Annotated in this window: 26 protein-coding genes; 11 read left to right on the top strand and 15 right to left on the bottom strand. The window is 67.1% G+C overall.

Annotated features, from left to right (window positions below; translation table 11 throughout):
- The 6 genes from ACR9ZH_RS05980 to ACR9ZH_RS05955 all read left to right on the top strand — a co-directional run.
- A partial coding sequence (locus tag ACR9ZH_RS05980; RefSeq protein WP_481289848.1) for a hypothetical protein occupies nt 1–322 on the top strand: 322 nt, incomplete at its 5' end.
- A gap of 164 nt (nt 323–486) precedes the next feature.
- Nucleotides 487–1,461, top strand: coding sequence for a GTP 3',8-cyclase MoaA (gene moaA, locus ACR9ZH_RS05975; protein ID WP_481289847.1), 975 nt, complete (start codon nt 487–489; stop codon nt 1,459–1,461).
- A 26-nt stretch (nt 1,462–1,487) separates the two neighbouring features.
- On the top strand, nt 1,488–1,739 hold the full coding sequence (locus ACR9ZH_RS05970) for a MoaD/ThiS family protein (protein WP_481289846.1): 252 nt from the start codon (nt 1,488–1,490) through the stop codon (nt 1,737–1,739).
- 1 nt (nt 1,740) lies between these two features.
- Nucleotides 1,741–2,226, top strand: coding sequence for a molybdenum cofactor biosynthesis protein MoaE (locus ACR9ZH_RS05965; RefSeq protein ID WP_481289845.1), 486 nt, complete (start codon nt 1,741–1,743; stop codon nt 2,224–2,226).
- On the top strand, nt 2,223–3,161 hold the full coding sequence (gene moaCB, locus ACR9ZH_RS05960) for a bifunctional molybdenum cofactor biosynthesis protein MoaC/MoaB (RefSeq protein ID WP_481289844.1): 939 nt from the start codon (nt 2,223–2,225) through the stop codon (nt 3,159–3,161). Before ACR9ZH_RS05965 ends, moaCB begins: the two co-directional genes overlap by 4 nt.
- On the top strand, nt 3,161–4,351 hold the full coding sequence (locus ACR9ZH_RS05955; RefSeq protein ID WP_481289843.1) for a molybdopterin molybdotransferase MoeA: 1,191 nt from the start codon (nt 3,161–3,163) through the stop codon (nt 4,349–4,351). Before moaCB ends, ACR9ZH_RS05955 begins: the two co-directional genes overlap by 1 nt.
- A gap of 108 nt (nt 4,352–4,459) precedes the next feature.
- Here ACR9ZH_RS05955 and ACR9ZH_RS05950 read toward each other — a convergent pair whose 3' ends face one another.
- From ACR9ZH_RS05950 to rpsB, 15 genes are all read right to left on the bottom strand, one after another.
- Nucleotides 4,460–4,825, bottom strand: coding sequence for a hypothetical protein (locus ACR9ZH_RS05950; RefSeq protein WP_481289842.1), 366 nt, complete (start codon nt 4,823–4,825; stop codon nt 4,460–4,462).
- A gap of 115 nt (nt 4,826–4,940) precedes the next feature.
- Entirely contained in the window at nt 4,941–5,594 is a 654-nt protein-coding gene (gene rnhB / locus ACR9ZH_RS05945) for a ribonuclease HII (protein ID WP_481289841.1), read from the bottom strand.
- Between the two features lie 10 nt (nt 5,595–5,604).
- The gene (lpxB, locus tag ACR9ZH_RS05940; RefSeq protein ID WP_481289840.1) at nt 5,605–6,804 is read right to left on the bottom strand and encodes a lipid-A-disaccharide synthase; all 1,200 of its coding nucleotides are present in this window, start codon (nt 6,802–6,804) and stop codon (nt 5,605–5,607) included.
- Nucleotides 6,805–6,938: 134 nt separating this feature from the next.
- Complete coding sequence (gene lpxA / locus ACR9ZH_RS05935; protein ID WP_481289839.1) at nt 6,939–7,712, bottom strand: acyl-ACP--UDP-N-acetylglucosamine O-acyltransferase; 774 nt, start codon at nt 7,710–7,712, stop codon at nt 6,939–6,941.
- Nucleotides 7,709–8,173, bottom strand: a complete 465-nt coding sequence (gene fabZ / locus ACR9ZH_RS05930) for a 3-hydroxyacyl-ACP dehydratase FabZ (RefSeq protein ID WP_481289851.1) — start codon at nt 8,171–8,173, stop codon at nt 7,709–7,711. The genes lpxA and fabZ overlap by 4 nt, the downstream gene beginning before the upstream one ends.
- Before the next feature lie 5 nt (nt 8,174–8,178).
- Nucleotides 8,179–9,207: a UDP-3-O-(3-hydroxymyristoyl)glucosamine N-acyltransferase gene (gene lpxD, locus ACR9ZH_RS05925; RefSeq protein ID WP_481289838.1), complete on the bottom strand. Its 1,029-nt coding sequence runs from the start codon at nt 9,205–9,207 to the stop codon at nt 8,179–8,181.
- 178 nt (nt 9,208–9,385) lie between these two features.
- On the bottom strand, nt 9,386–11,809 hold the full coding sequence (gene bamA / locus ACR9ZH_RS05920) for an outer membrane protein assembly factor BamA (RefSeq protein WP_481289837.1): 2,424 nt from the start codon (nt 11,807–11,809) through the stop codon (nt 9,386–9,388).
- A 150-nt stretch (nt 11,810–11,959) separates the two neighbouring features.
- The gene (gene rseP / locus ACR9ZH_RS05915) at nt 11,960–13,303 is read right to left on the bottom strand and encodes an RIP metalloprotease RseP (RefSeq protein WP_481289836.1); all 1,344 of its coding nucleotides are present in this window, start codon (nt 13,301–13,303) and stop codon (nt 11,960–11,962) included.
- A gap of 45 nt (nt 13,304–13,348) precedes the next feature.
- Entirely contained in the window at nt 13,349–14,533 is a 1,185-nt protein-coding gene (locus tag ACR9ZH_RS05910; protein ID WP_481289835.1) for a 1-deoxy-D-xylulose-5-phosphate reductoisomerase, read from the bottom strand.
- Nucleotides 14,534–14,535: 2 nt separating this feature from the next.
- Nucleotides 14,536–15,354: a phosphatidate cytidylyltransferase gene (locus ACR9ZH_RS05905; protein WP_481289834.1), complete on the bottom strand. Its 819-nt coding sequence runs from the start codon at nt 15,352–15,354 to the stop codon at nt 14,536–14,538.
- Between the two features lie 12 nt (nt 15,355–15,366).
- Nucleotides 15,367–16,101 carry a polyprenyl diphosphate synthase gene (uppS, locus tag ACR9ZH_RS05900; protein ID WP_481289833.1) on the bottom strand — a complete coding sequence of 245 codons (735 nt, stop codon included), beginning with the start codon at nt 16,099–16,101 and terminating at the stop codon, nt 15,367–15,369.
- A gap of 21 nt (nt 16,102–16,122) precedes the next feature.
- A complete protein-coding gene (gene frr, locus ACR9ZH_RS05895) occupies nt 16,123–16,680 on the bottom strand; it encodes a ribosome recycling factor (protein WP_481289832.1) in 558 nt (185 codons plus the stop codon).
- A gap of 68 nt (nt 16,681–16,748) precedes the next feature.
- Entirely contained in the window at nt 16,749–17,471 is a 723-nt protein-coding gene (gene pyrH, locus ACR9ZH_RS05890) for a UMP kinase (RefSeq protein ID WP_481289831.1), read from the bottom strand.
- A gap of 168 nt (nt 17,472–17,639) precedes the next feature.
- Nucleotides 17,640–18,518: a translation elongation factor Ts gene (gene tsf / locus ACR9ZH_RS05885; protein ID WP_481289830.1), complete on the bottom strand. Its 879-nt coding sequence runs from the start codon at nt 18,516–18,518 to the stop codon at nt 17,640–17,642.
- 81 nt (nt 18,519–18,599) lie between these two features.
- Nucleotides 18,600–19,451, bottom strand: a complete 852-nt coding sequence (gene rpsB / locus ACR9ZH_RS05880; RefSeq protein ID WP_481289829.1) for a 30S ribosomal protein S2 — start codon at nt 19,449–19,451, stop codon at nt 18,600–18,602.
- Nucleotides 19,452–19,801: 350 nt separating this feature from the next.
- On the opposite strand from rpsB, the gene map reads away from it, so the two are divergent.
- The 5 genes from map to dapE all read left to right on the top strand — a co-directional run bounded on the left by map (nt 19,802) and on the right by dapE (nt 25,677).
- On the top strand, nt 19,802–20,569 hold the full coding sequence (map, locus tag ACR9ZH_RS05875; RefSeq protein WP_481289828.1) for a type I methionyl aminopeptidase: 768 nt from the start codon (nt 19,802–19,804) through the stop codon (nt 20,567–20,569).
- Nucleotides 20,570–20,700: 131 nt separating this feature from the next.
- Nucleotides 20,701–23,364, top strand: coding sequence for a [protein-PII] uridylyltransferase (glnD, locus tag ACR9ZH_RS05870; protein WP_481289827.1), 2,664 nt, complete (start codon nt 20,701–20,703; stop codon nt 23,362–23,364).
- The gene (gene dapD / locus ACR9ZH_RS05865) at nt 23,351–24,178 is read left to right on the top strand and encodes a 2,3,4,5-tetrahydropyridine-2,6-dicarboxylate N-succinyltransferase (RefSeq protein WP_481289850.1); all 828 of its coding nucleotides are present in this window, start codon (nt 23,351–23,353) and stop codon (nt 24,176–24,178) included. Before glnD ends, dapD begins: the two co-directional genes overlap by 14 nt.
- Nucleotides 24,179–24,181: 3 nt before the next feature.
- Nucleotides 24,182–24,535 carry a Spx/MgsR family RNA polymerase-binding regulatory protein gene (locus ACR9ZH_RS05860; protein WP_481289826.1) on the top strand — a complete coding sequence of 118 codons (354 nt, stop codon included), beginning with the start codon at nt 24,182–24,184 and terminating at the stop codon, nt 24,533–24,535.
- 11 nt (nt 24,536–24,546) lie between these two features.
- Nucleotides 24,547–25,677, top strand: a complete 1,131-nt coding sequence (gene dapE, locus ACR9ZH_RS05855) for a succinyl-diaminopimelate desuccinylase (protein WP_481289825.1) — start codon at nt 24,547–24,549, stop codon at nt 25,675–25,677.
- Nucleotides 25,678–25,707: the final 30 nt, after the last annotated feature.

Below are 25,707 nucleotides of genomic sequence, written 5' to 3'. Positions count from 1 at the left end.
ATTGATGGGAATGGTGTGGTCGCCCCAGGCAAACGCGCGCAAGTGCATGTTCTCTTTACCCCAGGCCACATATCAGCAACGTGTCGCAGCAAGAAGCGAAGTGCTCGTGCATCAATGGTCAGCGGCGTGTAGCGGCTCACTGATGATGTCCGGGGGCGGGCTCTTCCGGCTCGAAAGGCGCCTCGGGAGCGGGTGGCAGCGGGTTGCCAGAGGCCTCTCGATCAATACGAATCTCGATCCGGGAACGTATAGGGTCTGGGTGGAAAACGTCACCCAACTGCCGTGGACTTACCAGATCCGCTGGCGCATGTCGGCGGGCTGATCTCGTCAAGCCAGGCCTGCCGGGTCCTCCGGACCTGGCGGGTCGGTCACTAGGGGTGAGGAATCCAAGGCACATGGGCGCGAACTCTGGCACGATGGCGCCAGAAGGGGCGTGACAAGACGGAAACACCGGTCTCACGCCCTCCGTGTTCTGCTAAGGCGACCATGTCCCCACTCATCGACCGCCACGGACGTACCAAGCGAAAGCTGCGGATCTCGCTTACGGATCGCTGCAATTTCCGCTGTACCTATTGCATGCCCGAGCACCCGGACTGGCTGCCCCGCGCCAGCCTGCTGGCGCGGGAGGAAATCGTGCGGCTCGCGGGCCTGTTCGTGGACCACGGCATCGACCAGATCCGCCTCACCGGCGGCGAACCGCTGCTTCGCCAGGACCTGCTCGAATGCGTGCGCGACATCGGCGCTCTCCGCGTACGCGGGCTTTCGCGCCTGTCGATGACCACCAACGCCTCGCGCATCGCCCCCAAGGCGCGCGAGCTGGTCGAGGCCGGCATCGACGACTTCAACGTGAGCCTGGATGCGATCGACCCCGATACGTTCCGCCGCCTCACCCGTCGCGAGGTCGCCCCGGTGCTCGATGGCATCGATGCGCTGGTGGACGCGGGCGCGAAGGTGAAACTCAACGCCGTGGTGATCCGCGGCGACAATGACAAGGACATCGTGCCCTTGCTCGAATGGGCGATGGACCGGGACTTGCCGCTGCGCTACATCGAGTACATGCCGCTCGATGCCCCCGGCCATTGGAAGCGCGACTCGGTGGTACCCGAAGCGGAAATCCTCACGACCATCCGCCAGTCGCATCGGGTGGAAGCGCAGCCGCGCAGCCACGATCCGGCCACGCCGTACCTCGTGGACGGCCGTTATCCTCTCGGCATCATCTCTACCGTGTCGAATCCCTTCTGTTCCACGTGCGACCGCCTGCGGATTACCGCCACGGGCGAGCTGTTCACCTGCCTGTTCTCGCCTATCGGCGTGCCGCTTGGTGCCCGCCTGCGGGAAGGCGCGGACGACGACGCACTTGCCGCACAGATCGCGCGCGCCGTCTGGATGAAGGATGCGGGCTATGCTTCGCGCCCGGGCCCGGTGGACCGCCCGCTGACCATGCATGCCATGGGCGGCTGAACGCCTTTCCGTTTGCCAGGATGTCCATGAAACCGATCGTCTTTGAACTCTTCGCCAACCTGGAGCGGCTGGCCGGCTCGAAAGAATGCCGCGTCGATGCCGGTGGCGATGTCGCCACCATCGGCGACGCGCTGGCGCTGCTTGCCCGCGAGCGCCCGGAACTGGCCGCATCGCTGGAACGCTGCGCCTGCGTGGCGGGCGACACCATCGTGCGCCGCGCCGACGCCGTTCCTTCCGACGGCCGCATCGCCCTGTTGCCGCCGGTGGCGGGAGGCTGACATGGCGCACGAGGTCCTTTCCCACGTAGCGATCGCCGTCGAGCCCCTGCTGGAGCTCGATGCCCACCCGGAATGCGGCGGACTGGCGCTGTTCGTCGGTACGGTACGCGATCACCACGAGGGGCGTTCCGTGCGCCACCTCGCCTATACGGCCCACGAGCCCCTGGCCGCGAAGGTGATTCGCGAGGTGGAACACGTTACGCGCGAACGCTACGGCGTACCGTACGTGCGCATCGTCCATCGCCTGGGCGATCTCGCCATTGGCGACATCGCCATTGTCTGCGTGGTCCGTGCGCCGCATCGCGCGGAAGCCTTCGACGCCTGCCGCTACGCCGTGGATGCCGTGAAACACGGCGCGCCGATCTGGAAGGAGGAGTTCTACACGGATGGCAGCAGCGCCTTCGTCGAAGGCTGCTGCATCCGCGACGACCTGGACCAGGACGCCCCGGCAGTACATCGCCATCATTCGCACACGAGCCACGGATGAAAGACGTCAGCCAGAAACCGGATTCCCTGCGCGTTGCCCGCGCGACAGCGACGCTGCACGCTCCCGCGGCATGCATCGACCTCTTGCGCAGTGGCGAGACCGAGAAGGGCGATCCGCTCAAGACGGCGCGCGTCGCCGGGATCCTCGCCGCGAAACGCACGGACGAACTGATTCCCTTGTGCCATCCGCTACCGATCCATCGTGCCGACGTCCATTACGAACTCGGCGAGACGTCGGTCCGCGTCATCGCCGAGGTGCAGACCATCGGCCCTACCGGGGTCGAGATGGAAGCGCTGACGGCGGCGAGCCTGGCGGCGCTCACGCTGTACGACATGCTGAAACCGTATGCCGAGCCGGATGAGCTGCATATCGAGGATTGCCGCCTCGAACGCAAGACGGGTGGCAAGTCGCACTACCGCCGCACGCTGGCGAAGCCGCGCAGCGCGGCCGTCGTAGTGCTCTCCGACACCGTCGCCAGCGGGGCCAAGCCCGATACCGCGGGCGCGTATGTACGCGATGCATTGATCGATGCCCATTTCGATCCGGTCGAATACGCCGTCATTGCCGACGATGCCGGCGTGCTCGGCAACCTGCTGCGCTCGCTGGTCGAGGGTGGCATCGCGCTTGTGATCACCGTCGGCGGTACCGGCCTGGGTCCGCGCGACATCACGGTGGATACCGTGAGCCCGATGCTCGACGTGGAAATTCCCGGGATCATGGAAACCGCGCGCGCCTTCGGCCAGAAGCGCATGCCGTTCGCGATGCTCTCACGCGGCGTCGCCGGCTACGCACGCGACACCTTGCTCGTCACCTTTCCTGGCAGCCGCGGCGGAGCCAGCGAATCCTTGGCGGCGACACTTCCAGGCCTGATCCATCTGCTCGAAACGGGCCGGACCGGCGGCAGGCATCCCGGCGGTTACGGGGAGGCGACCTGATGGCTCTCCTGCCCATCGTCGACGCACTTGCCCACTACCGATCCTCCGTACGCACGCTGCCCACGCATCGGATTCCCCTCGATCTCGCCCTCGGGTCGGTGCTGGCGGAAGCGCCGAAGTCGCGCATTTCCCTGCCGCGTTTTACCCAGAGCGCGATGGACGGCTATGCAGTACGTTCCGCGGACGGCGTCTCGGCCCGGACGCTGATCGGCACGGCCGCCGCCGGTGCGCCCGCCGCGGTAACCGTGGGCCCGGGGCAAGCCGTGCGCATCCTTACCGGCGGTGTGCTGCCCGCGGGCGCCGATGCGGTGGCCCGCCAGGAAATCGTCGAGCGGACGGGTGAAGGCATCGCCTTGCGCGAGGCCGTGCGCGTGGGCGAGGCGATTCGCCGCGAAGGCGAGGAACTCGTCGCGGGTACGGCGATAGCCCAGGCGGGGCAGCGGATCACGGCAGGCCTGCTGGCCGCGCTGGCGATGGCCGGCATCGACTCGGTCGAGGTCTATCGCCGGCCGCGCGTGGCCGTGCTCGTCACCGGCGACGAGGTGATACGCGTGGGCGAGCCGCTCGCGCCCGGCCAGGTCTATGACGCCAACGGACCGCTGCTGCGCGCATGGTTCGTCGAGAATGGCTATGGCGAGCCGGTGGTCGCCTACGTGCGCGACGACGAGACGGCACTGGAAGAGGCCATGAGCGCCGCGCTCGACAGCGCCGATTTCATCGTTACCAGTGGCGGCGTTTCCGTCGGCGACCGCGACTTCGTGCCCCTCGTCGCCGACCGGCTCGGCGTGCGCCAGATCTTCTGGAAGGTGGCGCAAAAACCGGGCAAGCCGCTCTGGTTCGGCATGCGCGATGGGAAGGTGTTGCTCGGCATGCCGGGCAATCCCGGCGCGGTACTCGTCTGCCTCGCGGTCCATGCTCGGGCCGTACTTGCGCAGATGGAGGGCGAATCCGCCGGGCAGCCGGCGTGGCGCAGCGGCGTCCTCGCTGCCGCCGTGGACGCGGATGCGGGTCGCGACCGGTTGCTGCGTATGCGCCTCGACATGAGCGGAGGTTCGTCGAAGCTCGAGCTCCTTCCCGGGCAGGAGTCGCACATGCTGAGCAACCTCGCCTCGGCCCACGCCCTGGTGTGGCTACCGGCACGACCGAGGCCTTTCGCCGCGGGCGAAATCGTCGCCTGGTTGTCTATCTGACCATTCCCTGGTCCTGACGCGCCAGCGGAGAACGGCGGTCGTTGCGAGTGCCGTTCGCGCTGGCGCGCTCTTGCGTGCTCAGACCCGCGTCGCGGGCCCGCGCGGAGGTTACCAGGCCTTCACGTCCGACACGACGACCGTGTAGTCCTGCATGTCGGCGGAGTAACGGAACAGGCGGCCGAGGTCGAAGTCGACGCTCTTGCCCGGCTCGATGTTCGAGGTGCCGGCCGGCCAGCCCTGCTTGCTGGCGATGACCTTGCCCGAGGCGTCCTTCGCGTCGATGCGGATCTGCGCGGCGGCAGGCTCGGCGCACTTGTTGACCAGGTTGCCCTTCATGCTGAAGCGCGGCTGGCCCGATCCCTGCTGAAGCTTCACGGCGAAACCGTCGATCGTGAAGTCCTTGACCGCGCAGGCAGCCTGGGCGGACAACGGGGCGGCGGCGAACAGCACGATGGCGATGGCGAGCTTCTTCATGGGGCGTTACCTGAGCGATAGGGAAAGGGCGACACCCCCACAAGGAGGGCGTTAGCCTTCGTATCGGCAGGACCCACAAGGACTTTAGGCTAGGCCGTTCGGCCTAGGCGCCGGGTCACACAGCCTCGGCGAACAGGTCGTCCATCGGGGAGAGCTCGGCCTCGGGTTCGAACCAGCGCTTCACGGGAGCGAAGCTGCGCCGGTGGATGGCGCAGGGTCCCAGGCGGTCCAGGGCTTCCAGGTGCTCGGGTACCGCATAACCCTTGTGCCGGGCGAAGCCGTAGCCCGGGTGCAGGGCATCCACGGCTGCCATGTGCCGGTCGCGGCTGACCTTGGCCAGGATGGAGGCCGCACTGATGGCCGGTTCGGAACCGTCACCACCGATCACCGCACGGCCTTCGCAGGGCAGGGTCCGCGGCAGGCGGTTGCCGTCTACCAGGGCCATGTGCGGTGCCAGCGGCAGGCCCATGAGAGCGCGGGTCATGCCTAGCATCGTGGCCTGGAAGATGTTGATGCGATCGATTTCTTCGTGGTCCACGAAGATCACGCAGTGGGCGAGGGCGCGTTCCACGATGCGGGCGTAGAGCTTTTCCCGCACCGGCTCGGCAAGCTGCTTGGAGTCGTCCAGCCCGCGGATGGGGCGGGCGGGGTCGAGGATCACCGCGGCGACCACCACGGGCCCGGCCAGGGGGCCGCGTCCGGCCTCGTCCACGCCGGCGACGACGAGGTCGCGGGCAAGCTGGGAGGTGACGTTACGGCGGCGAGGCATGCGCGGAAGGTTACCGGCGTTCCAGCAGATCGGCTACTGCCTCGGCTGCGTGGTCGGCCGCGCGACCTTCGAGGCCGCCGCGCAGTTCCTGGTGCAGGTATTCGAAGGCGGCGACGATGGCGCCGCGGCGGTCGCTGTCGGCGAGCAGGTCCAGGGTGGCCCGGGCCAGATTGTCGGGCGTGCATTCGTCCTGCATGAACTCCGGCACCAGGCGCTCGCGGCCGAGGCCGCAGGCGCGGGCCAGGATGTTCGGCAGGCTGTAGACGTCGGTCTTCAGCATGCGCAGGACTTTGGCGATGCGATAGCTGGTCGGCGAGACGCGGTAGCCCACCACCATCGGCCGCTTGGCGAGCATGGCCTCGAGCGTCGCCGTGCCCGACGCGAGCAACACCGCGTCGGCGGCCAGCATGGCTTCATGCGCATGGCCATCGACCAGCAGCGGCGGAGTGCCGGGGAAGTCCTGGAGCAGGCTGGCGAGACGGACGTGGACGCGCTCGTTCGCTGCGGGCACCACGATGCGCAGACCGGGCATGGCCCCGGCAACCCGCTTCGCGGCATCGATGAAGATCGCGCCGATCCGCTCGATCTCGCTGGGCCGGCTGCCGGGAAGCACGGCCAGCACGGGGGCGTCGTGCGGCAGGCCCAGAGCGTTCCGCGCACCCTCGCGCTCGGAAACCATGGGGAAGCGATCGGCCAGCGGATGGCCCACGAAACGCGCGTCCACGCCGTGTTTCGCGTAAATGGGCGGCTCCATGGGGAACAGGCAGAGCACGCGCTGCGCGGAGTGGCCGATCTTTTCGGCGCGCTTCTCCCGCCAGGCCCATACGGAGGGGCTGACGTAGTGCGCGGTGACGAGACCGGCTTCCTTGAGCCTGCGCTCCACGGCGAGATTGAAGTCCGGCGCGTCGATGCCGATGGTCAAGGCCGGTCTGCTGGTCAGCAGCTTCGTCAGCAACTCGCGTCGCAGGCGGAGCAGGCGGGGGAGGTGCCTGACCACCTCGGCGAAGCCCATGACCGAGAGTTCGCGGATGTCGTACCAGGACTCGAAGCCCTGGGCGAGCATGCGCCTGCCGCCGATGCCCACGAAGCGCGCGCCGGGAAAGCGATGGCGCAGGGCCACGATGAGGTCCGCGCCGAGCTGGTCGCCGGAGTCCTCGCCGGCGATCAGGGCGATCAGCGGGGCGTCGGAGGGGGGCTGGGTTTGCTGCATGGTGGCGGATCTCCCGCAGCCTGTGGCCTTTCAGGCGCTGGGCCCCTGCCTTCGCAGGGGCAACGAGGTGTCTCGGGGCAACCAGGTGTCTCGGGTCGACGAGGTGGCTCGGCGCCATGGTAGCGCCGTGCCGGTTACCTCGCGAGCGAGCGCTCGCTCCGGTCGATGAATTCGAGCATCTGGCGGACGTCCTCGCTCGTGTCCGCCTGTGCCATCAGCTGCTCGCGCGCCTCGGCCAGCGGCAGGCCGGCCATGTAGAGGGTGCGGTAGGCACGCTTGATGGCGGCGATGCGCGAGGTGTCGAAGCCGCGGCGCTTGAGGCCTTCGCTGTTGATGCCGCGCGGACGGCCGCGGGTCTCGTTGGCCATCATGACGAACGGCGGTACGTCGGAACCGACGAGACAACCCATGCCGATGAAGGCGTGGGCGCCCACCTTGCAGAACTGGTGCACGCCGGAGAAGCCCGAGAGGATCGTCCAGTCGCCGATTTCCGCGTGCCCGGCCAGCGCCGAATAGTTGGAGAAAACCACGTTGTTGCCGATCTGGCAGTCGTGCGCGACGTGTACGTACGCCAGCAGCCAGTTGTCGTTGCCGATGCGGGTGACGCCGCCGCCGTCGCCCGTGCCGCGATTGATCGTGACGAACTCGCGGATGAGGTTGCGATCGCCGATCACGAGCTCGGTGCGCTCGCCCTTGAATTTCTTGTCCTGCGGGGGGCCGCCGATGGAGGCGAACTGCGAGATGCGATTGTCGCGCCCGATCACCGTGGGACCTTCGATCACCACGTGCGGACCGACGGTCGTGCCCTCGCCGATGACCACGTCGGCACCGACGACGCTATAGGCACCGATGCTGACGTTGTCCGCGATGCGTGCGGACGGATCGATCTGCGCGGTGGCGTGGATCATTTGTCGCTCCTCGCGGCGCACATCAGTTCGCAACAGGCCACGATCTTGCCGTCCACCATGGCCTTGGCCTCGAACAGGCCCATGCCGCGGATGAGGCGCTTCAGCGAGACGTCCATCACCAGCTGGTCGCCCGGGGCGACCACGGCGGAGAAGCGCGCGTTATCCACCTTCACGAGGTAGAACAAGGGACTGCCCGAGAGGCCATCGATCTGGCTGGTGATCTGCGTGAGCAGGCCGGCGGTCTGCGCCATGGCCTCGACGATCAGCACGCCCGGCATCACCGGGTGACCCGGGAAATGGCCCTGGAAGAACGGCTCGTTGATCGTGACGTTCTTGATCGCCGTGATGGTCTTGCCGGGATCGATCGCGACCACCCTGTCCACGAGGAGGAACGGGTAGCGGTGCGGCAGGAGGCGCTGGATCTGCTCCACGTCCACCGGGAGCGTCACGGCAGCTTTCATTTCGGTCATTGCCCTTTGTCCTTTTCCAGCGCCGCCAGGCGGCGCGCGTACTCGTCTAGGTGTTTCATGCGCGCCGCGTTACGCCGCCACAGGCGGTTCTCCTGCAGCGGGGAACCCGACGAATACTCGCCGGGCTCCCTGATCGACGCGGTCACGAGGCTTTTGGCCGTGATGGTAACCCGGTCGGCCAGTTCGAGGTGCCCCAGGATCCCGGCGTTGCCGCCGATGAGGCAATACCGGCCGATCTTCGCGCTGCCGGCCACGGCGGAGCAGCCGGCCATGGCGGTGTGCGCGCCAATGTGCACGTTGTGGGCGATCTGGATCTGGTTGTCGAGACGCACGTCCTCCTCGAGCACGGTGTCTTCCAGCGCGCCGCGGTCGATGGTGGTGTTGGCGCCGATCTCGCAGTCGTCGCCGATGCGCACGCCGCCCAGCTGGGGCAGCTTCACCCAGTGGTCGCGGTCGAAGGCGATGCCGAAGCCGTCGGCGCCGATCACGGCGCCCGGATGGATCAGCACGCGCTTGCCGAGGGTGACGCGGATCACGAGGGTGACGCGCGCCACCAGCCGGGAATCCGCGCCGACGACGCAACCGGGACCGATCGTGCAATGGGGGCCCAGAATCGCACCCTCCTCGACGACGGCACCGTCCTCGATGACGCAGCAGGGGCCCACGCTCGCCGTGGCATGGATCCGTGCCGAGGGCGATACCACGGCACTCATGTGGATGCCGTGCGGCGCCGCCGCGTGCTTCTCGAACAGCGCGGCGATCTTCGCGTAGGCGACGTAGGGATCCTTCGCCACCAGCGCGGCACCCTTGCGCAGGGGCAGGGCTTCGGCGCCGAGCACCACGATGCCTGCCTGCGATTCGGCCAGCTGCGACGTGTATTTCGGATTGGAGAGGAAGGTGAACTGACTTGGCGTGGCGGTCGCCAGCGTGCCGACGCCGTCCACGATCGTGGACGGGTCGCCGTGTGCTTCCAGGTCGAATCGTTCGGCCAGTTCGGCAAGGGTGAATTGTGGGTTTCCGCTCACGGAAAGCTCCCAAAAGAAAGGGGTGGCTGGTTGGCCACCCCCGCGATTCTACAGGTGGGATTGTAGGAGCGCGCCTTGCGCGCGACATCTTTTGGGGCCGACCCTTCAGGGCTGGCGCGCCAGCTGGAAGACTGGCGCGAAAGATGTCGCGCGCAGGCGCGCTCCTACAGTGTCCGGATTAGAACGTATTGCCGAAGGTGAACTGGATGCGCTCGACGAAGCGGCTGTCGGCGTCCTTCTTACGGAACGGCACGGCGAAGTTGATGATCAGCGGGCCGATCGGCGCCTGCCACTGCAGCGAGAGACCCGTGGAGGCGCGCAGCTCGCTGGCGTCGAAGGAATTGTAATCCTTGTAGACGTTGCCGACGTCGACGAACCAGGACACGCGGGCCGTGTTCACGTCCTTCAGGAACGGCAGCGGCAGGAACACCTGTGCGGTGCCGAGCACCTTGAACGCGCCGCCGACCGGCTGGCCGTAGCTGTAGTAGCCGCCGGTGCACTGGCCCTTGCTGTTCGGCTCGCGGGTGGTGCTGGCACCGTCGCAGAGGCGGGGACCCAGCGTGTTGTCCTGGAAGCCGCGCACGTCGCGCACGCCGCCGGCGTAGTAGTTCTCCCAGAAGGGGAAGTCGATCTTGTCGCCCTTCTTGTAGATCTGCGCGCCACGCGTGCCATCGGGATTGATGACGTAGCCGTCGTGGTCGTAGGTCTGGCCGTAGGTCTTGCCGTAACCCACTTGGCCGTCGAGATAGAGCACGAAGCCCTTGCCGATCGGCCAGTAATGGTTGGCTTCGCCGAACAGCTTGTAGAACTGCACCGTGGAACCGGGCAGCGCGCCGGAAATGGACGCCGTGAGCTGGCCGCCGCGGGTGGGTGCCCAGTAGCTGTTGCGGGTGTCGTGCGAGTAACCCAGGCTCGAGGTCCAGGAGTGGATCGTCTTGTTGCCCAGCGCGTTCTGGTAGGCCACCAGCTCTGCCGGCGTGTAGATCGACGTGTTGATGAGGTTCGAACTGATGCCGAGGCTCGTCGACAGGTTGTCGAAGTCGGTGATCGGGATCGATACCGTGGTTTCGAACGACTTGGTGCTGTACTGGTAGTTCGCGAGGTCGGTGTCGCCGTAGTCGAGCTTGCTGTAACCCAGGTTGTAGCCGATCGCGATGTTCGAGTCGGTGAGGTAGGGGTTCGTGTAGCTCGCGTTGACGCGCTTGTAGTACGTGCTGGTTTCCGCAGCGATGGAGAAGCGGTCGCCGGTACCGAGGAAGTTGTTCTGCGACACCGAGGCCGACAGGATGATGCCGGAGTACTGCGAGTAACCCACGCCGAACATCAGCGAGCCGGCCGACTGCTCCTCGACCTTGGCGGTGAGGTCGACTTGGTCGACGGTGCCGGGCACCAGCGCCTTGTCGATGTCCACGGTCTTGAAGTAGCCGAGGCGCTGCAGGCGGGTCTTCGAACGATCGATGGCGCCCTGCGAATACCACGCGCCCTCGAGCTGGCGCATTTCGCGGCGGAGCACCTCGTCTTCCGTGCGGGTGTTGCCCTGGAACACCACGCGGCGCACGTACACGCGCTTGCCGGGCTCGATGAAGAGCGTGAGGTCGGCGGTGCGCTTGTCCTTGTCCAGCTTCGGAATCGGGGTGACCTTGGCGAATGCGTAACCGATGTTCGCCAGGATGCCCTTGATCGCGTCCGTGCTGGCCTCGATGGCGCCACGGTTGAAGGTGTCGCCCTTGTGGATGAAGACCAGCTTGCGCAGGGTGTCTTCCGGGAGGATGAGCTCGCCGAGCAGCTTGACGTCGGAGACGGTATAGACCTCGCCTTCCTTCACGCTGGCGTCCACGTACATGGCGCGCTTGTCCGGGCTGATCGCCACCTGGGTGGAATCGATGCCGAAGTCGGCGTAGCCACGGTTCATGTAGTAGTTGCTGAGCTTCTCCAGGTCGCCGGAGAGCTTCTCGCGCGAGTACTGGTCGTCCTTGGAATACCAGGACAGCCAGTTCGTCGTGTTCGATTCGAAACCGTCGCGGATCTGCTTGTCCGTGAAGGCCTTGTTGCCGACGACGTTGATCTCCTTGATCTTCGCCGCCTTGCCTTCGCGGATTTCGATGTCGATCGCGACGCGGTTGCGATCGAGCCGGGTGACGTGCGGATCGACCGACACGTTGTACTTGCCGCGGTTGTAGTACTGGCGGATCAGCTCCTGCTGCACGCGGTCGAGCGAGAGGCGGTCGAAGGTCTCGCCTTCGGCCAGGCCGATCTCCTTCAGGCCCTTGCGCAGGTCGTCTTCCTTGATGTCCTTGTTGCCGCGCAGCGTGAGCTTGGCGATGGCGGGACGTTCGACGACCTTGATCACCAGGATGTCGCCCTGGCGGTCGAGTTCCACGTCGCTGAAGAACTTGGTCTGGTAGAGGGCGCGAATGGCGGCCTGTGCCTTGTCGTCGCTGAGGGTTTCCCCCTTCTCGATCGGCAGGTAGCTCAGCACCGTACCCTGCGCAATGCGGGTCAGGCCATCGATACGGATGTCGGAAACGACGAACGGCTCGAAAGCGGCAAGCGCATTTGCGGACAGGGAGGCAAGCAGGATCAGGGCGGCGATACGCTTCATCGTCGATTCCGTTGGGTTAATTCCAGTCGACGGCGGACGAGGCCGGCAACCGAAGAGGAGCACGCGCAAGACTCTTGCCTTGCGTCGTTCGGCGCAGGGCGCGGGTGCGCCAGGAGCCTGGGTAATACGGTTGCGTCGTGAGCTGGCGGCTCACGAGACAAGCATGCGTTGTATGTCGTTGAAGAACGCCAGCCCCATCAACGTGAACAGCAGGACGATCCCCACGTACTGGCCGGCGATCATGGTGCGCTCGCTGACCGGACTGCCCTTGACCAACTCGATAAGGTAATACAGCAGGTGTCCACCGTCCAAGACCGGGATCGGCAGCAGGTTCAGGATGGCCAGGCTGAGCGACACCAGGGCGAGGAAGTTGAGGAACCAGCCCAGGCCACGGTTGGCCGAATCGTTCGCGACCTGCGCGATGCCGATGACGCCGGAGAGGTTCTTCGTCGAAGCCTCCCCCGACAGCATCTTTCCGATGAGGTTGAAGGTGGATGCCGTGCCCGCCCAGGTGGCGCGCAGCGATTCGCTGAAGGCGCGGACCGGGCCGTAACGCAGGGTGGCCTCTTCGAGCGGCTGGCGGGCCACGCCGATGAGCCAGCGGGTGGGCTGGCCCTGCTCGGACTTCATCCGCGCGGTGATCTCGAAGGTCCTCGTCTGGCCGTCGCGCTGGACCGCCACGGCGAGCTTGGGCGAGATGGCGGCCTGCTCCGGCACGAGCCTGGTGAAGTCGTCGAAATCCGAGACAGGCTTGCCGTTGACGCTGAGGATGCGATCGCCCGGGCGGATCCCGGCGAGGGAGGCGGGGTCGCCCTTGACCACCTCGCCGACGACGGGCGGCGCCTGGAGGCTCATGCCGAGCTGGGTGAAGCGCTTGCCGATGTCGCCGCCGGCGTCGAGGCGCTGGAGGGGCAGCACGACATCGCGCTGCGTACCGTCCGTGCCCTTCACCCGCACCGGCAGCGGCTCGCTGCCGAGCAGGCCGTTGGCGAGTACCTCGGTGGCATCGCTCCAGTTGTTCACCGGGTCGCCGTTCATGGCGACCAGGCGGTCGCCCGGGCGAATGCCGGCGACGGCGGCAACGGTGCCGGGATCGGCGGTGACGATCGGGGCCACGTCGGGCTTCCCGACCATGTACATCGCCCAGAACGCGGCGATGGTGAAAATGAGGTTGAACGCGGGGCCGGCGGCGACGATGGCGATGCGCTTCCACACCGACTTGCCGGTGAACTCCTGGCCGCGCTCGGCGGCAGGGACGTCGCCTTCGCGGGCATCGAGCATCTTCACGTAGCCGCCCAGGGGAATGGCGGCGATCTGGTATTCGGTACCGTCCCTGGCGACGCGGCGCCAGAGCGGACGGCCGAAGCCCACGGAAAAACGCAGCACCCGCACGCCACAGCGGCGCGCGACCCAGTAATGGCCGAATTCATGGAAGGTCACCAGCACGCCAAGCGTGACCAGCAGCCAGAACACGGAACCTAGTACGGGGCTCATCGGGGAGGGTGGGTCTCGGTGGAAAAACGTTTGGGTGGAGCGAGTTTAGCAGTAAGCGCGATGGAGCACGCCCCTGGCGGCACGGCGCGCCTCGGCGTCGCGGGCGACGAGGGTCTGGACATCGACCACGGGTTGGGCCGGCAGTTCCGTGAGCACCCGCTCGACGAGGTCGGCGATGCCGAGGAAGGGAAGGGAGCCGGCCAGGAAGGCCGCCACGGCCACCTCGTTGGCGGCGTTGAGGATCGCCGTGGCGTCGCCGCCCTCGCGCAGGGCATCGAAGGCCAGGGCGAGGCAGCGGAAGGTGTCGGTGTCCGGCTTCTCGAAGTCGAGCCGGGCATGTGCGGCCAGGTCCAGCGGGGTCACCCCGGCCTCGATCCGGTCGGGATATGCGAGGGCGCAGGCGATGGCCGTGCGCATGTCGGGATTGCCGAGCTGGGCAAGCACCGAGCCGTCGACGTAATCGACCATCGAATGGACCAGGCTCTGCGGATGTACCACCACCTCGATGGCGTCGACCGGCGCAGCGAACAGGTGGTGGGCCTCGATCACCTCGAGCCCTTTGTTCATCAGGGTGGCCGAGTCCACCGAGATCTTTTGCCCCATCGACCACTTGGGATGGGCGCAGGCCTCGCTGGGCGTCACCCGGCCGAGCTCCGCGCGCGTGCGGCCGCGGAAGGGCCCGCCCGAGGCGGTGAGGATGATCCGGCGTACGCCGGCCCGGCCCAGGTCCGGCCGCCCGCCGGGCAGGCACTGGAAGATGGCGTTGTGTTCGGAGTCGATCGGGATGAGGTCGCCGCCGCCCTCGCGCAGGGCCTCGAGCAGCAAGGCGCCCGCCATCACGATGGACTCCTTGTTGGCCAGCAGCAGGCGCTTGCCGGCGCGGGCCGCGGCCAGCGTGGACTCGAGTCCCGCCGCGCCGACGATGGCTGCCACCACCGTGTCGCAGAGCGGACCGGCCGCCGCCACGGTCACGGCATCGGCACCGCTGGCAACCTCGCAGCGAACGTTCGCGGCGGCAAGGCGGCGGGCGAGGTCGGCTTCCATCGCAGGATCCGCCACGATGGCGAGTTGCGGACGGAAGCGTTCGCAGAGCGCCGCGAGCCCGGCACTGTCGCGGTTGGCGGCAAGCACGGTGGCGCGGAAGCGGTCCGGATGCCGCGCGATCACGTCGAGCGTGCTGCCGCCGATGGAGCCGGTGGCGCCGAGCACGGCGACCTGACGCGGGGCCATGGTCAGAGCCCCAGCAGGAGTTTGCCGGCGACGAATACCGGCAGTGCAGCGAAGACGCTATCGAGGCGGTCCAGCAGGCCGCCGTGTCCGGGAAACAGGCTGCCGGAATCCTTCACCGTGGCATGACGCTTCATCAGGCTTTCGAAGAGGTCGCCCACCACGGCAATGGCGACGGTGACGACGCCGAGCAGCAGAAGGCCGATCAGTTGCGCGCCTTCGCGGACGCCAAGCAGGTAGCCGCCGAGGAGGGCGACCAGGCCGCCTGCCAGCAGGGCGCCGTAGACGCCCGCCCAGGTCTTCCCCGGGCTGATGCGTGGCGCCAGCTTGCGCCGGCCGAAGTGACGACCGCTGAAGTAGGCGCCGGTGTCGGCGGCCCAGACGATGACCAGGGCGACGAGCGTCCACCAGTTTCCGCGCACGCCGGAATGCAGCAGGATCGCGGAGGCGAGGGTCGGCACGATCACGAGCGCGCCGGCGCCCAGCTTGAGCATGCGGTTCTCGGCGTTGGGCGCGGCGGCAAAGGTGAAATGGCGCAGCCAGAAGCAGCAGCCGATCCACCAGGCCACGCCGGCCAGCGTCAGGACGACGAGCAGACCAGGCGTCCTGACGATCAGGAGGGCAATGAAGATCGCCGCGGCCGCGCCGGCCACGATGCCGCGGCTCAAGGGCGAGCGGCAGCCGGCCAGCAGGCTCCATTCCCACGCGGCACCGACGAAGACGATGGCGACGAGGGCGGCGAAGAACAGCGTGGGTGGCAGCAGGATGAGCGCCAGGACCAGCGGGATGAGGATTGCGGCGGTAGTGATGCGTTGCTTCAGCATGGGGTTCCGGCGTCAACCAGTGATCTGTTCGCCGGTGCGCCCGTAACGGCGCTCGCGGCGGGCATAGTCGTCGAGTGCCTCGGCGAGGCAGGCCTGGTCGACGTCGGGCCACAGGGTGTCGGTGAAATAAAGCTCGGCATAGGCGATCTGCCAGAGCAGGAAGTTGCTTACCCGGCGCTCGCCGCCCGTGCGGATGAAGAGGTCGAGCGGGGGCTGGTCGGCGAGGCTGGTGTAGCTGTTCAGGCGGTCTTCGTCGATCTCGTCGGCGCGGAATTCACCGCGCGCGACGGCCTCGGCGACAAGGCGCGCGGCATGCGCGATGTCCCAGCGGCCGCCGTAGTTCACGGCCACGTTCATGTTGAGCGCGGTGTTGCCGGCCGTGCGTTCCATCGCGCCGAGCATGCGCTTGCGCAGTTCGGGCGCGAAAGCGTCGAGGTCGCCGATGAAGCGCACGCGCACGCCATTGCCATGCAATTCGTCCACTTCCTTGTCGATCGCCTTCAGGAACAGTTCCATCAGCGCCGACACCTCGGTGGCGGGCCGCTGCCAGTTCTCGCTTGAGAAGGCGAACAGCGTGAGCGAGGCGATGCCGCGGCGCAGGCAGAACTCCACCGCTTCCCGCACCGCCTTCTGGCCAGCGTGGTGGCCGAACGTGCGCGGGCGAAGGCGCTGCTTCGCCCAGCGGCCGTTCCCATCCATCACGATGGCGAGGTGGCGGGGAATCCGGTCGACGGACGTCGCTGCCATGAGCGGCAAACCGATGGCGCGTCAGAGCGCCATCAGCTCCTTTTCCTTTTCCTTGACCACGTCGTCGACGTTCTTGACGTACTTGTCCGTCAGTTTCTGGATCTCGTCGTCGGCGCGCTTCTTGTCGTCTTCCGTGATGGTCTTGTCCTTGAGCAGCTTGTCGATGTGCTGGATCGCGTCGCGTCGCACGTTGCGGATCGCGATCTTGGCCTGTTCGCCTTCCTTCGCCACGCTCTTCGCGAGCTCCTTGCGGCGCTCCTCGGTCGGCGGAGGGAAGTTGAGCCGGATGTCCATGCCCATGGTGGTCGGCGTGATGCCCAGGTCGGAAGCCATGATCGCCTTCTCGATCGGACCGATCATGCTCTTGTCGAACGGCTTCACCGACAGCGACCGCGCATCCGGCGTGGTCACGTTGGCGACCTGGGCGAGGGGGGTGTCGGTGCCGTAGTACGGGACCTTGATGTTCTCGAGGATCGACGGATTGGCGCGACCGGTGCGGATCGTCTTGAGGTCGTGCTTCAGCGAGTCGATGCTCTTGCCCATGCGGGTTTCAGCATCTTTCTTGATGTCGTTGATCATGGGTTCGTCCGGTGGAGCGGGTCAGCAGGCGAGTATAGCAGCGCGCCCGGCGGGGCCGCGGCGGCGGTTCAGCCGGCGTCGACCAGGGTGCCGACCGGCTCCCCGCGCATGATCCGCATGAGGTTTCCCGGCTGGGTCATGTCGTAGATGCGCAGCGGCAGCTTGTTCTCACGGCACAGGGCGATGGCGGCGGTATCCATCACCTCGAGGCGGCGCTCGATCACCTGGTTGTAGGTGAGGTGCTCGTAGCGTTCCGCGCCGGCGACCCGCTTCGGATCCGCCGAATAGACGCCGTCGACCTTGGTGGCCTTCAGCAGCAGGTCCGCCCCCACTTCGACGGCGCGCAGGGCGGCGGCGGAATCGGTGGTGAAGAACGGATTGCCGATGCCGGCGGCGAACAGCGTCACGCGGCCTTTCTCGAGATGACGGATGGCGCGGCGGCGGATGAAGTCCTCGCACACCTCGTTGATCTTGATGGCGCTCATGGTGCGCGCTTCGCCGCCCAGCTTCTCGATGGCGTCCTGCATGGCCAGCGCGTTCATCACGGTGGCAAGCATGCCCATGTGGTCGCCGGTGACGCGGTCCATGCCCGCTGCCGCCAGGCCCGCGCCGCGGAAGATGTTGCCGCCGCCGATGACGACGCCGACCTGTACGCCGGCCTGGTGGACTTCGAGGATTTCCTTCGCGAGACGGCCGATCACCTGCGGGTCGATGCCGTAATCCTCGCTACCCATCAGAGCTTCACCGGAGAGCTTGAGCAGGATGCGGCGGTGGTTCAGCGAATTGCTCATGAGGGATCTCCAGATTGTGTGGGGCAAAACGGCCGTAGTGTAGCGCGCGTAGTTTGTTACGGGCAGATGAATTGGTGTCCGAGGTCGCGCTTTGGGCGCCGCCCCCATCCCTGCTCCAAAAAAAAGGCCGCGATCGCTCGCGGCCTCTTCATGCAATGCAGGCGGCTGTTACGCCAGGCCCGCCTGCTTCATCACTTCGGCGGCGAAGTCGTCCGCCACCTTCTCGATGCCTTCGCCGACGGCGAGACGCTCGACGGAGACGATCTCGGCACCGGCCTTCTTGAGGGCTTCGGCGACCGTGACGTCCGTATCGATCACGTAGGACTGGCCCACGAGCGTGACTTCCGCAAGGATCTTGTTGACCTTGCCGGTGACGATCTTGTCGAGGATGTCGGCCGGCTTGCTCTTTTCCTTGTCGGTCATCTTCGACAGCTCGATTTCCTTTTCCTTCTCGAGGAAATCGGCCGGAACGTCTTCCGCCTTGATGAACTTGGGGTTCATCGCGGCGACGTGCATGGCGATACCCTTGGCCAGTTCTTCCGAACCGCCCTTGAGCGCCACGAGCACGCCGATGCGGCCGCCGTGCGAGTAGGCGCCGAGCACGCCGTCGGTTTCGACGCGGGCAAGGCGGCGCACGTCGAACTTCTCGCCGATGGTGAGGGTCAGCTCCTTGGCCTTCTCCTCGACCGTGGCGCCGTCCAGCTGGGCGGCCTTCAGCGCGTCGATGTCGGCGGCGCCGGTCTCGAGGGCGACGTTGGCGACCTTCTTGGTGAATTCGATGAACTGCTCGTTGCGCGAGGCGAAGTCGGTTTCGCTGTTGACTTCGACCAGGACGCCCTTGCCACCCTTCTGCGCGACGGCGATGAGGCCTTCGGCGGCGACGCGGTCGGCCTTCTTGTCGGCCTTGGCAAGGCCGTTCTTGCGCAGCCATTCCATTGCCGCTTCGATGTCGCCGTTGTTTTCGACGAGCGCCTTCTTGCACTCCATCATGCCGACGCTGGAACGCTCACGCAGTTCCTTGACGAGGCCCGCGGTGATCTCAGCCATGGTAAATCCTCAAAGTTTTGATGGGCGCCGCGGCGGTGGTGCCGCGGCGCCGGGTGATACGGAAGCTACGGGGCAGGGCGCTTAAGCGCGCGCGCCGCGGCCACCCTCACGACCGCCTTCACGACGCGGTGCACCCTTCTTGGCCGGGGCGCCACGACGCTCGCCGCGCGGTGCCTCGTCCTTGGCGACCGGGTTGCCTTCCTCGTCCAGTTCCACGAACTCGTTGGCGTCGCCACGGGCGGCGTTCGGAGCGGCGGCCTTGCCTTCCAGGATGGAGTCGGCGGCGGCGCGGGCGTAGAGCTGGATGGCGCGGATGGCGTCGTCGTTACCCGGGATGGCGTAGTCGACGAGGGCCGGGTCGTAGTTGGTATCGACGACGGCGACGACCGGGATGCCGAGCTTGCGGGCTTCCTGGACGGCGATGTCTTCGTGGCCGATGTCCACGATGAAGAGGGCGTCCGGCAGACGGTTCATGTCCTTGATGCCGCCCAGCGAGTTCTGCAGCTTCTCGCGCTCGCGGCGGCGGGCCAGCACTTCATGCTTCACCAGGCGGTCGAACGAACCGTCGGTTTCGGCGGCCTCGAGTTCCTTCAGGCGGGCGACCGACTGCTTCACCGTGCGGAAGTTGGTGAGCATGCCGCCGAGCCAGCGGGCGGTGACGAAGGGCTGGCCGGCGCGCGCGGCTTCCTCGGCGAGGGCTTCGCGGGCGGAACGCTTGGTGCCGACGAACAGGATGGTGCCGCCCTTCTGGGCCAGGCCCGAGAGGAAGTTCATCGCGTCGGTGAAGAGCGGGAGGGTCTTCTCGAGGTTGATGATGTGGATCTTGCCGCGGGCGCCGAAGATGTACGGAGCCATCTTGGGGTTCCAGTAACGGGTCTGGTGACCGAAATGGACGCCGGCTTCCAGCATCTCGCGCATGGTGACTTGTGCCATGGAATACTCCTGGGCGAACCGTCTTGGCGGTTCTATGGGGGTTGGGACCTCCACGTATCCCCGGCTTCGACCCGTCCTGGAAAGGACGGGCACCCCGAAGACGGTGCCGATACGTGTGTGGCGGTAAGCGATTGCCTCGCGCCGGGGCCAAGGGTGGCGCCGTGCGGTTACAATCGCGCTTCGATTCGCCGCCGTGGCCACCCTCTGGGTGGCTGCGCCGGACAGCAAAACTCGCTAATTGTAGCCCGCGGAGCCGCCCGGTCGCAAGCCGGGGCTGGCAACCGGGAGGGGCGCCCCCATCTGGGATGGCAGGCCCAATCCCCTGAAGGGCAAAGGAAAAGAGAGATCGTATGCCAGTCGTACCGAAGACCCCCGAAGAGATCCAGGCCATGCGCGAGGCCGGCCGGCTGGCCGCCGAGGTCCTGGCGATGCTGGTGCCCCACGTGAAGCCCGGGGTCACCACCGAAGAACTGGACCAGCTCGCCCACGACCACATCGTGAACGTGCAGAAGGCCATTCCCGCGAACGTGGGCTACCGCGGCTACCCGAAAACCACCTGCACCTCGGTCAACCACGTGATCTGCCACGGGATTCCCAGCCCGACCAAGGTCCTGAAGGACGGCGACATCGTGAATATCGATGTGACGGTCATCAAGGACGGCTGGCACGGCGACACCAGCCGCATGTACTACGTGGGCACGCCCAGCGTGCTGGCGAAGCGCCTGGTGGAGACCACCTACGAGGCCATGATGAAGGGCATCCAGGCCGTGCGGCCGGGCGCGACGCTGGGCGACGTGGGCGCGGCGATCCAGAAGCACGCCGAGGCGGCGGGTTTCTCGGTGGTCCGCGAGTACTGCGGCCACGGCATTGGCAAGGTCTACCACGACGAGCCCCAGGTGTTGCATTACGGCCGGCCCGGCACTGGCCTGGAGTTGAAGCCCGGCATGACCTTCACCGTCGAGCCGATGATCAACGCCGGCAAGCCGCAGACCAAGTCCCTGCCGGACGGCTGGACGGTGGTCACCAAGGACCACTCCCTGTCGGCCCAGTGGGAACACACCGTTGCCGTTACCGAGGATGGCTTCGAAATCCTGACGCCCTGGCCGGACGCGGCCTGAAGCGCACCGCCTGACGCGATGATGTAGGAGCGCGCTTGTGCGCGACAGATTTTCGCGAAAAGCACAGGCCCTGCGGCTCACGGCCCCAAAAGCTGTCGCGCGCAAGGCGCGCTCCTACCCACAGAGAGGGTTTGGTTTTGACGCTGCCATCGCTACCGCGCCTTCCGAAGGTGGTGCCCCGTTCGGGCGTATCGCCGGAGGCGCGGCGTTCGCTGCGGCAGCTGCTGGGCGATGTGGACCGCGCGCTGGCCGTCGCGTTCCGGGAAGGTGAGGACGCGTCGGCACTGGCCCGCCGGCGTGCCGAGATCGTCGACCGCGTCGTGGTCCATGCCTGGCATGCGAGCCTCGGCGACAGTGCCGAAGCGGCCCTCTTCGCTGTCGGCGGCTTTGGCCGCGGCATGCTGTTTCCCCGTTCCGACGTCGATCTGCTGGCGCTGGTCGAAGAGAGTTCGCCGGCCCTCTCGCGCGCACTCGAGCATTTCTTCGCCTGCCTGTGGGACATCGGGCTGAAGCCCGGACACGCGGTGCGCACGGTGGGTGAATGCCGCGAGCTGGCCATCCAGGATGTCAGCGTCTTCACCAGCCTGCTGGACGCGCGGCGTCTCGTCGGCTTGCCATCGCTCGGCAACCGCCTGCGCGGCATCCTCGACGATCCGGCGATCTGGCCGCCGCGCGCCTACCTGGCAGCGCGCGTCGCGGAGCGTGGCGCGCGCCACGCTCGCTACGACGACACCGCGCAGAATCTCGAGCCGAACCTCAAGGACGGCCCCGGTGGCCTCCGCACGCTCGACGCCATCCGCTGGCTCGGGCGGCGCCTTGCCAATGCGCCGGACTTCGACGCCATGGTGGCCGAGGGCCTGCTGGAGCCGGTCGAGGCCGCGCGCCTGACCCGCGCGGAGGAAACCCTGCGCCGCTACCGTTACGCGTTGCACCTCGAGGCCGGCCGCGCCGAGGAGCGCCTGCTGTTCGACTACCAGCGCGCGCTGGCGGCCCGCCTCGGCTTCGAGGACGAGCACGCGAAGAACCTCGGCGTCGAACAGTTCATGCAAGGCTATTACCGCGCGGCGACGCAGATCGAGCGCTCGGGCACCCAACTGGTGGAGCGGTTCGAGGAAATGCTCGATCCCGTGGCGGAGCCGCAGCCGGTCGGCAGCGATTACGTCCGCTATGGCTCGCGCATCGCGCCGCGCAATCCGCACCTGTTCGTGCGCCGGCCGTCGTCGCTGGTGGAGATATTCATCGCGCGGCTGGACGAGCCGGACATCACCGGCTTCACCGCGGAGACCATGCGCCGCATCCAGCACGCCGTATCGCAACACGGCGAGTCGCTGGCCGACGACCCGCAGGTACTCGGCGCCTTCCTCACGCTGCTGCGCCGGGGCGCGCCCGCGGTGGATGCGCTGTGGCGGATGAACCGGCACGGCCTGCTCGCGGCCATCCTGCCCGCGTTCGGCAAGGTGGTCGGACGCATGCAGTACGACCTGTTCCACGTCTACACCGTGGACGAGCACACGACGCGCGTGCTGCGCACCGTGGCGCGCTTCGCCGACCCGGCGGCGCGGCGCGAGTTTCCGATTGCCTGCGAGGTCTGGCCGCACCTGGAAAGACCCGAGCTGCTGCTCCTGGCCGCGCTGTTCCACGACATCGCGAAGGGCCGCGGCGGCGACCACTCGGTGCTGGGCGAGGAGGAGGCACGCGCCTTCTGCATGCGCCTGGGGCTGCCGGAAGAACAGGTGGAACTGGTGGCCTGGCTGGTCCGGCATCACCTGTCGATGAGCACCACCGCCCAGCGCCAGGACATCACCGATCCGGACGTGGTGCACCGCTTCGGCGCGGAAGTCGGCGACTGGGAGCACCTCGACCATCTCTACCTGCTGACGATCGCGGACATCATCGGCACCAGTCCCAAGCTGTGGAACGCGTGGAAGGACCGCCTCCTCGCGGACCTCTATACGGCCACGCGCTTCGCCCTGCGCAGCGACCTCACGCCGCCCGCGCATTCGGCCGTGCGCGTGCACGAGTGCCGCGAGAAAGCGTTGGGCATACTCGCGGCCGAGCAGCTGGATGCCGGGGACATCGCCAGGGTCTGGGCGGAGTTCCCCGATTCGAGCTTCCTGCGCCATCGTCCCGAACAGATCGCATGGCAGACGGCCGCCATCCTGCGCGCCCGCGGCGCGACGCCGCTCGTGGAAGTGCATCCGTTCTCCGTGCGTGGCAGTACCGAGCTTTTCATCTACACGCCCGACCGCGACGGCCTGTTCGCCACGGTGACCGCCGTACTGGACCGCCTGCGTTTTTCCGTTATGGAAGCGCGCGTCCTCGTCTCCAGCACAGGCAAGGCGCTGGATACCTTCCTCCTGCTGGAATCCGATTCGCAGGCGCCCGCTTCGCTGCAGCGCGCGGAAGAACTGCGCGCGCGGATGCGCCACGCGCTCGCCCAGCCGGCCGGCCACGGTCCCGCCAAGCGCAGCATCTCCCGCCACCTGCGCCATTTCCAGATGGCTCCGCGCATCGAATTCGTCGATGCCGGTGAACGCACCCAGCTCGCGCTCGTATGCACCGACCGACCCGGCCTGCTTGCCGCCGTGGCCCAGGCTCTGGCCGAAGCGCAGGTGCGCGTGCATGATGCGCGCATCGCCACGTTCGGTGAGCGTGTCGAGGATTTTTTCCAACTTACCGATCGCAGCAACGCGTCGCTTTCCCCCGACCGCCGGGAGATCCTGCGGACGTGCCTGCTGCGCCACATCGGTTCCGAAAGCCCCAGGACTTCAGATCATGCAGATGCAAACGCTTGAATCCCTCATCGATGACGCCTTCGAGCGCCGCGCCTCGCTCACCCAGAACGAAATGGAAGGCGATCTGCGCGACGCGGTTGAGCAGGTTCTCAACCTGCTCGAATCCGGCGAGCGCCGGGTGGCCGAGCCGGACGGGAAGGGTGGCTGGACGGTCAACGCCTGGCTGAAAAAGGCGGTGCTGCTGTATTTCCGCATGAACGGCAACCGCGTGATGGACGGCGGTCCGTCCAGCGCCTTCGACAAGGTGCCGCTGCGCTTCACCGAAGGCGACGCCACCGAGTACGCGAACCTCGGTGCGCGCGTGGTCCCGGGTGCGCTGGTACGCCGCGGCGCGCATATCGCGAAGGACGCTGTGCTGATGCCGAGCTACACCAACATCGGCGCCTACGTGGGTGCCGGCACGATGGTCGATACGTGGGCCACGGTGGGTTCCTGTGCACAGATCGGCGCCAACGTGCACCTTTCCGGTGGCGTGGGCATCGGCGGCGTACTGGAGCCCCTGCAGGCCAACCCGACCATCATCGAGGATGGTTGCTTCATCGGCGCCCGTTCCGAGGTGGTGGAAGGCGTGGTGGTGGAAAGGGGCTCGGTGATCGGCATGGGCGTCTTCCTCGGGCAGTCCACGCGCATCTACAACCGAGCCACCGGCGAGGTCAGCTACGGCCGCGTACCCGCGGGAAGCGTGGTCGTGTCCGGCAGCCTGCCCGCGAAGGACGGGAGCCACAGTCTCTACGCGGCAGTGATCGTGAAGCAGGTCGACGAGAAGACCCGTGCGAAGACCGGCATCAACGAACTCCTGCGCAGCGGCGACTGAACCATGGCGATCACGGTCTACGGCCTGCCCACCTGCGATACCTGCAAGAAGGCGCGCAACTGGCTCACCCGCTTCGACGTGGCGCACGAGTTCGTCGATTACCGCGCGACGCCCGTGCCTTCGGCCACGCTGAACGCGTGGGCGGAGAAGCTCGGCGGATGGGAGAAGCTGGTGAACAAGGCGTCCACGACGTGGCGTACCTTGCTGCCGCAGCGGAAGGACCCGCGGACGGACCCGGAGTGGACCTTGCTGTTGAAGGAATATCCGGCCTTGATCAAGCGGCCGGTGGTGGTGGACGGCGACGAGGTCTCCGTCGGCTTCACCGATAACGCGTTCAAGAAGCGGTTCGGAAAGTGACCGCGCCTGCCATGTCGCCCGTCCTGGCGCTTACATGCGACCTCATCCGCCGCCGCTCGGTGACGCCGGACGACGCGGGCTGCCTGCCGTTGATCGCGGCGAGACTCGAGCGGCTCGGTTTCCGCATCGAGCAGCTGCGCTTCGGCGACGTGGACAACCTCTGGGCAACCCACGGCAGCGATGGGCCCGTGGTCGCCTTCCTCGGCCACACCGACGTGGTGCCGACCGGGCCGGAGGATCGCTGGGCTTCGCCGCCGTTCGAGCCGACCGAGCGCGACGGGCTGCTCTATGGACGCGGCGCGGCCGACATGAAGGGTTCCGTGGCCGCCATGGTCGTAGCCCTGGAACGCTTCGTCGCCGCGCATCCCGATCATGCCGGCACCGTCGGCCTGCTGCTCACCAGCGACGAGGAGGGCGTGGCGCTGCATGGCGTGCGCGAAGTCGTCACGCATTTCGAGCGCACGGGGCAGCGCATCGATGCCTGTGTGGTCGGCGAGCCGTCTGCGAAGGCGAAGCTCGGCGACCTGATCCGCGTGGGGCGCCGCGGCTCACTGTCCGCCACACTCACGGTGCGCGGGGTACAAGGCCATGTAGCCTACCCGGAGAAGGCGCGCAATCCAATCCACGCTTTTGCTCCGGCGCTCGCGGCGCTCGTGGCGGAACACTGGGATGCAGGCAACGCCGATTTTCCGCCCACCTCGTTCCAGGTGTCGAACATCAACGCAGGCACGGGCGCGAACAACGTCATCCCGGGCGAATTGGTTGCGCTGATCAACTTCCGTTTCTCCACGGCGAGCACCGCCGGAGATCTTCGCGAAAGGACGGAAGCCATCCTTCGTGCGCATGGCGTGGACTTCGCCATCGACTGGCACCTCTCCGGCCACCCGTTCCTCGCTGCCCCGGGAGGCCGACTGCGCGAGACCGTGCTCGGCGTGTGCCGCGAGCTTTGCGGCATCGATCCGGAGCAGAGCACGGGGGGCGGTACTTCCGACGGCCGCTTCATCGCGCCGATGGGTGCCGAGGTGATCGAACTGGGTCCGGTCAATGCCACGATCCACAAAGTGGACGAATGCGTGTCCATCGCCGATCTCGAGCGGTTGCCGGATCTCTATGAGGCGATCTGCCTGCGCATGCTGGCGTGATGTCCTGATGCTCCGTACGGCTGGAGCGTC

This window comes from Luteibacter sp. SVR4-7G, assembly GCF_056755555.1.
Note: the sequence above shows the minus strand (reverse complement) of the source record. Positions and strands in the feature narration are given on the sequence as shown.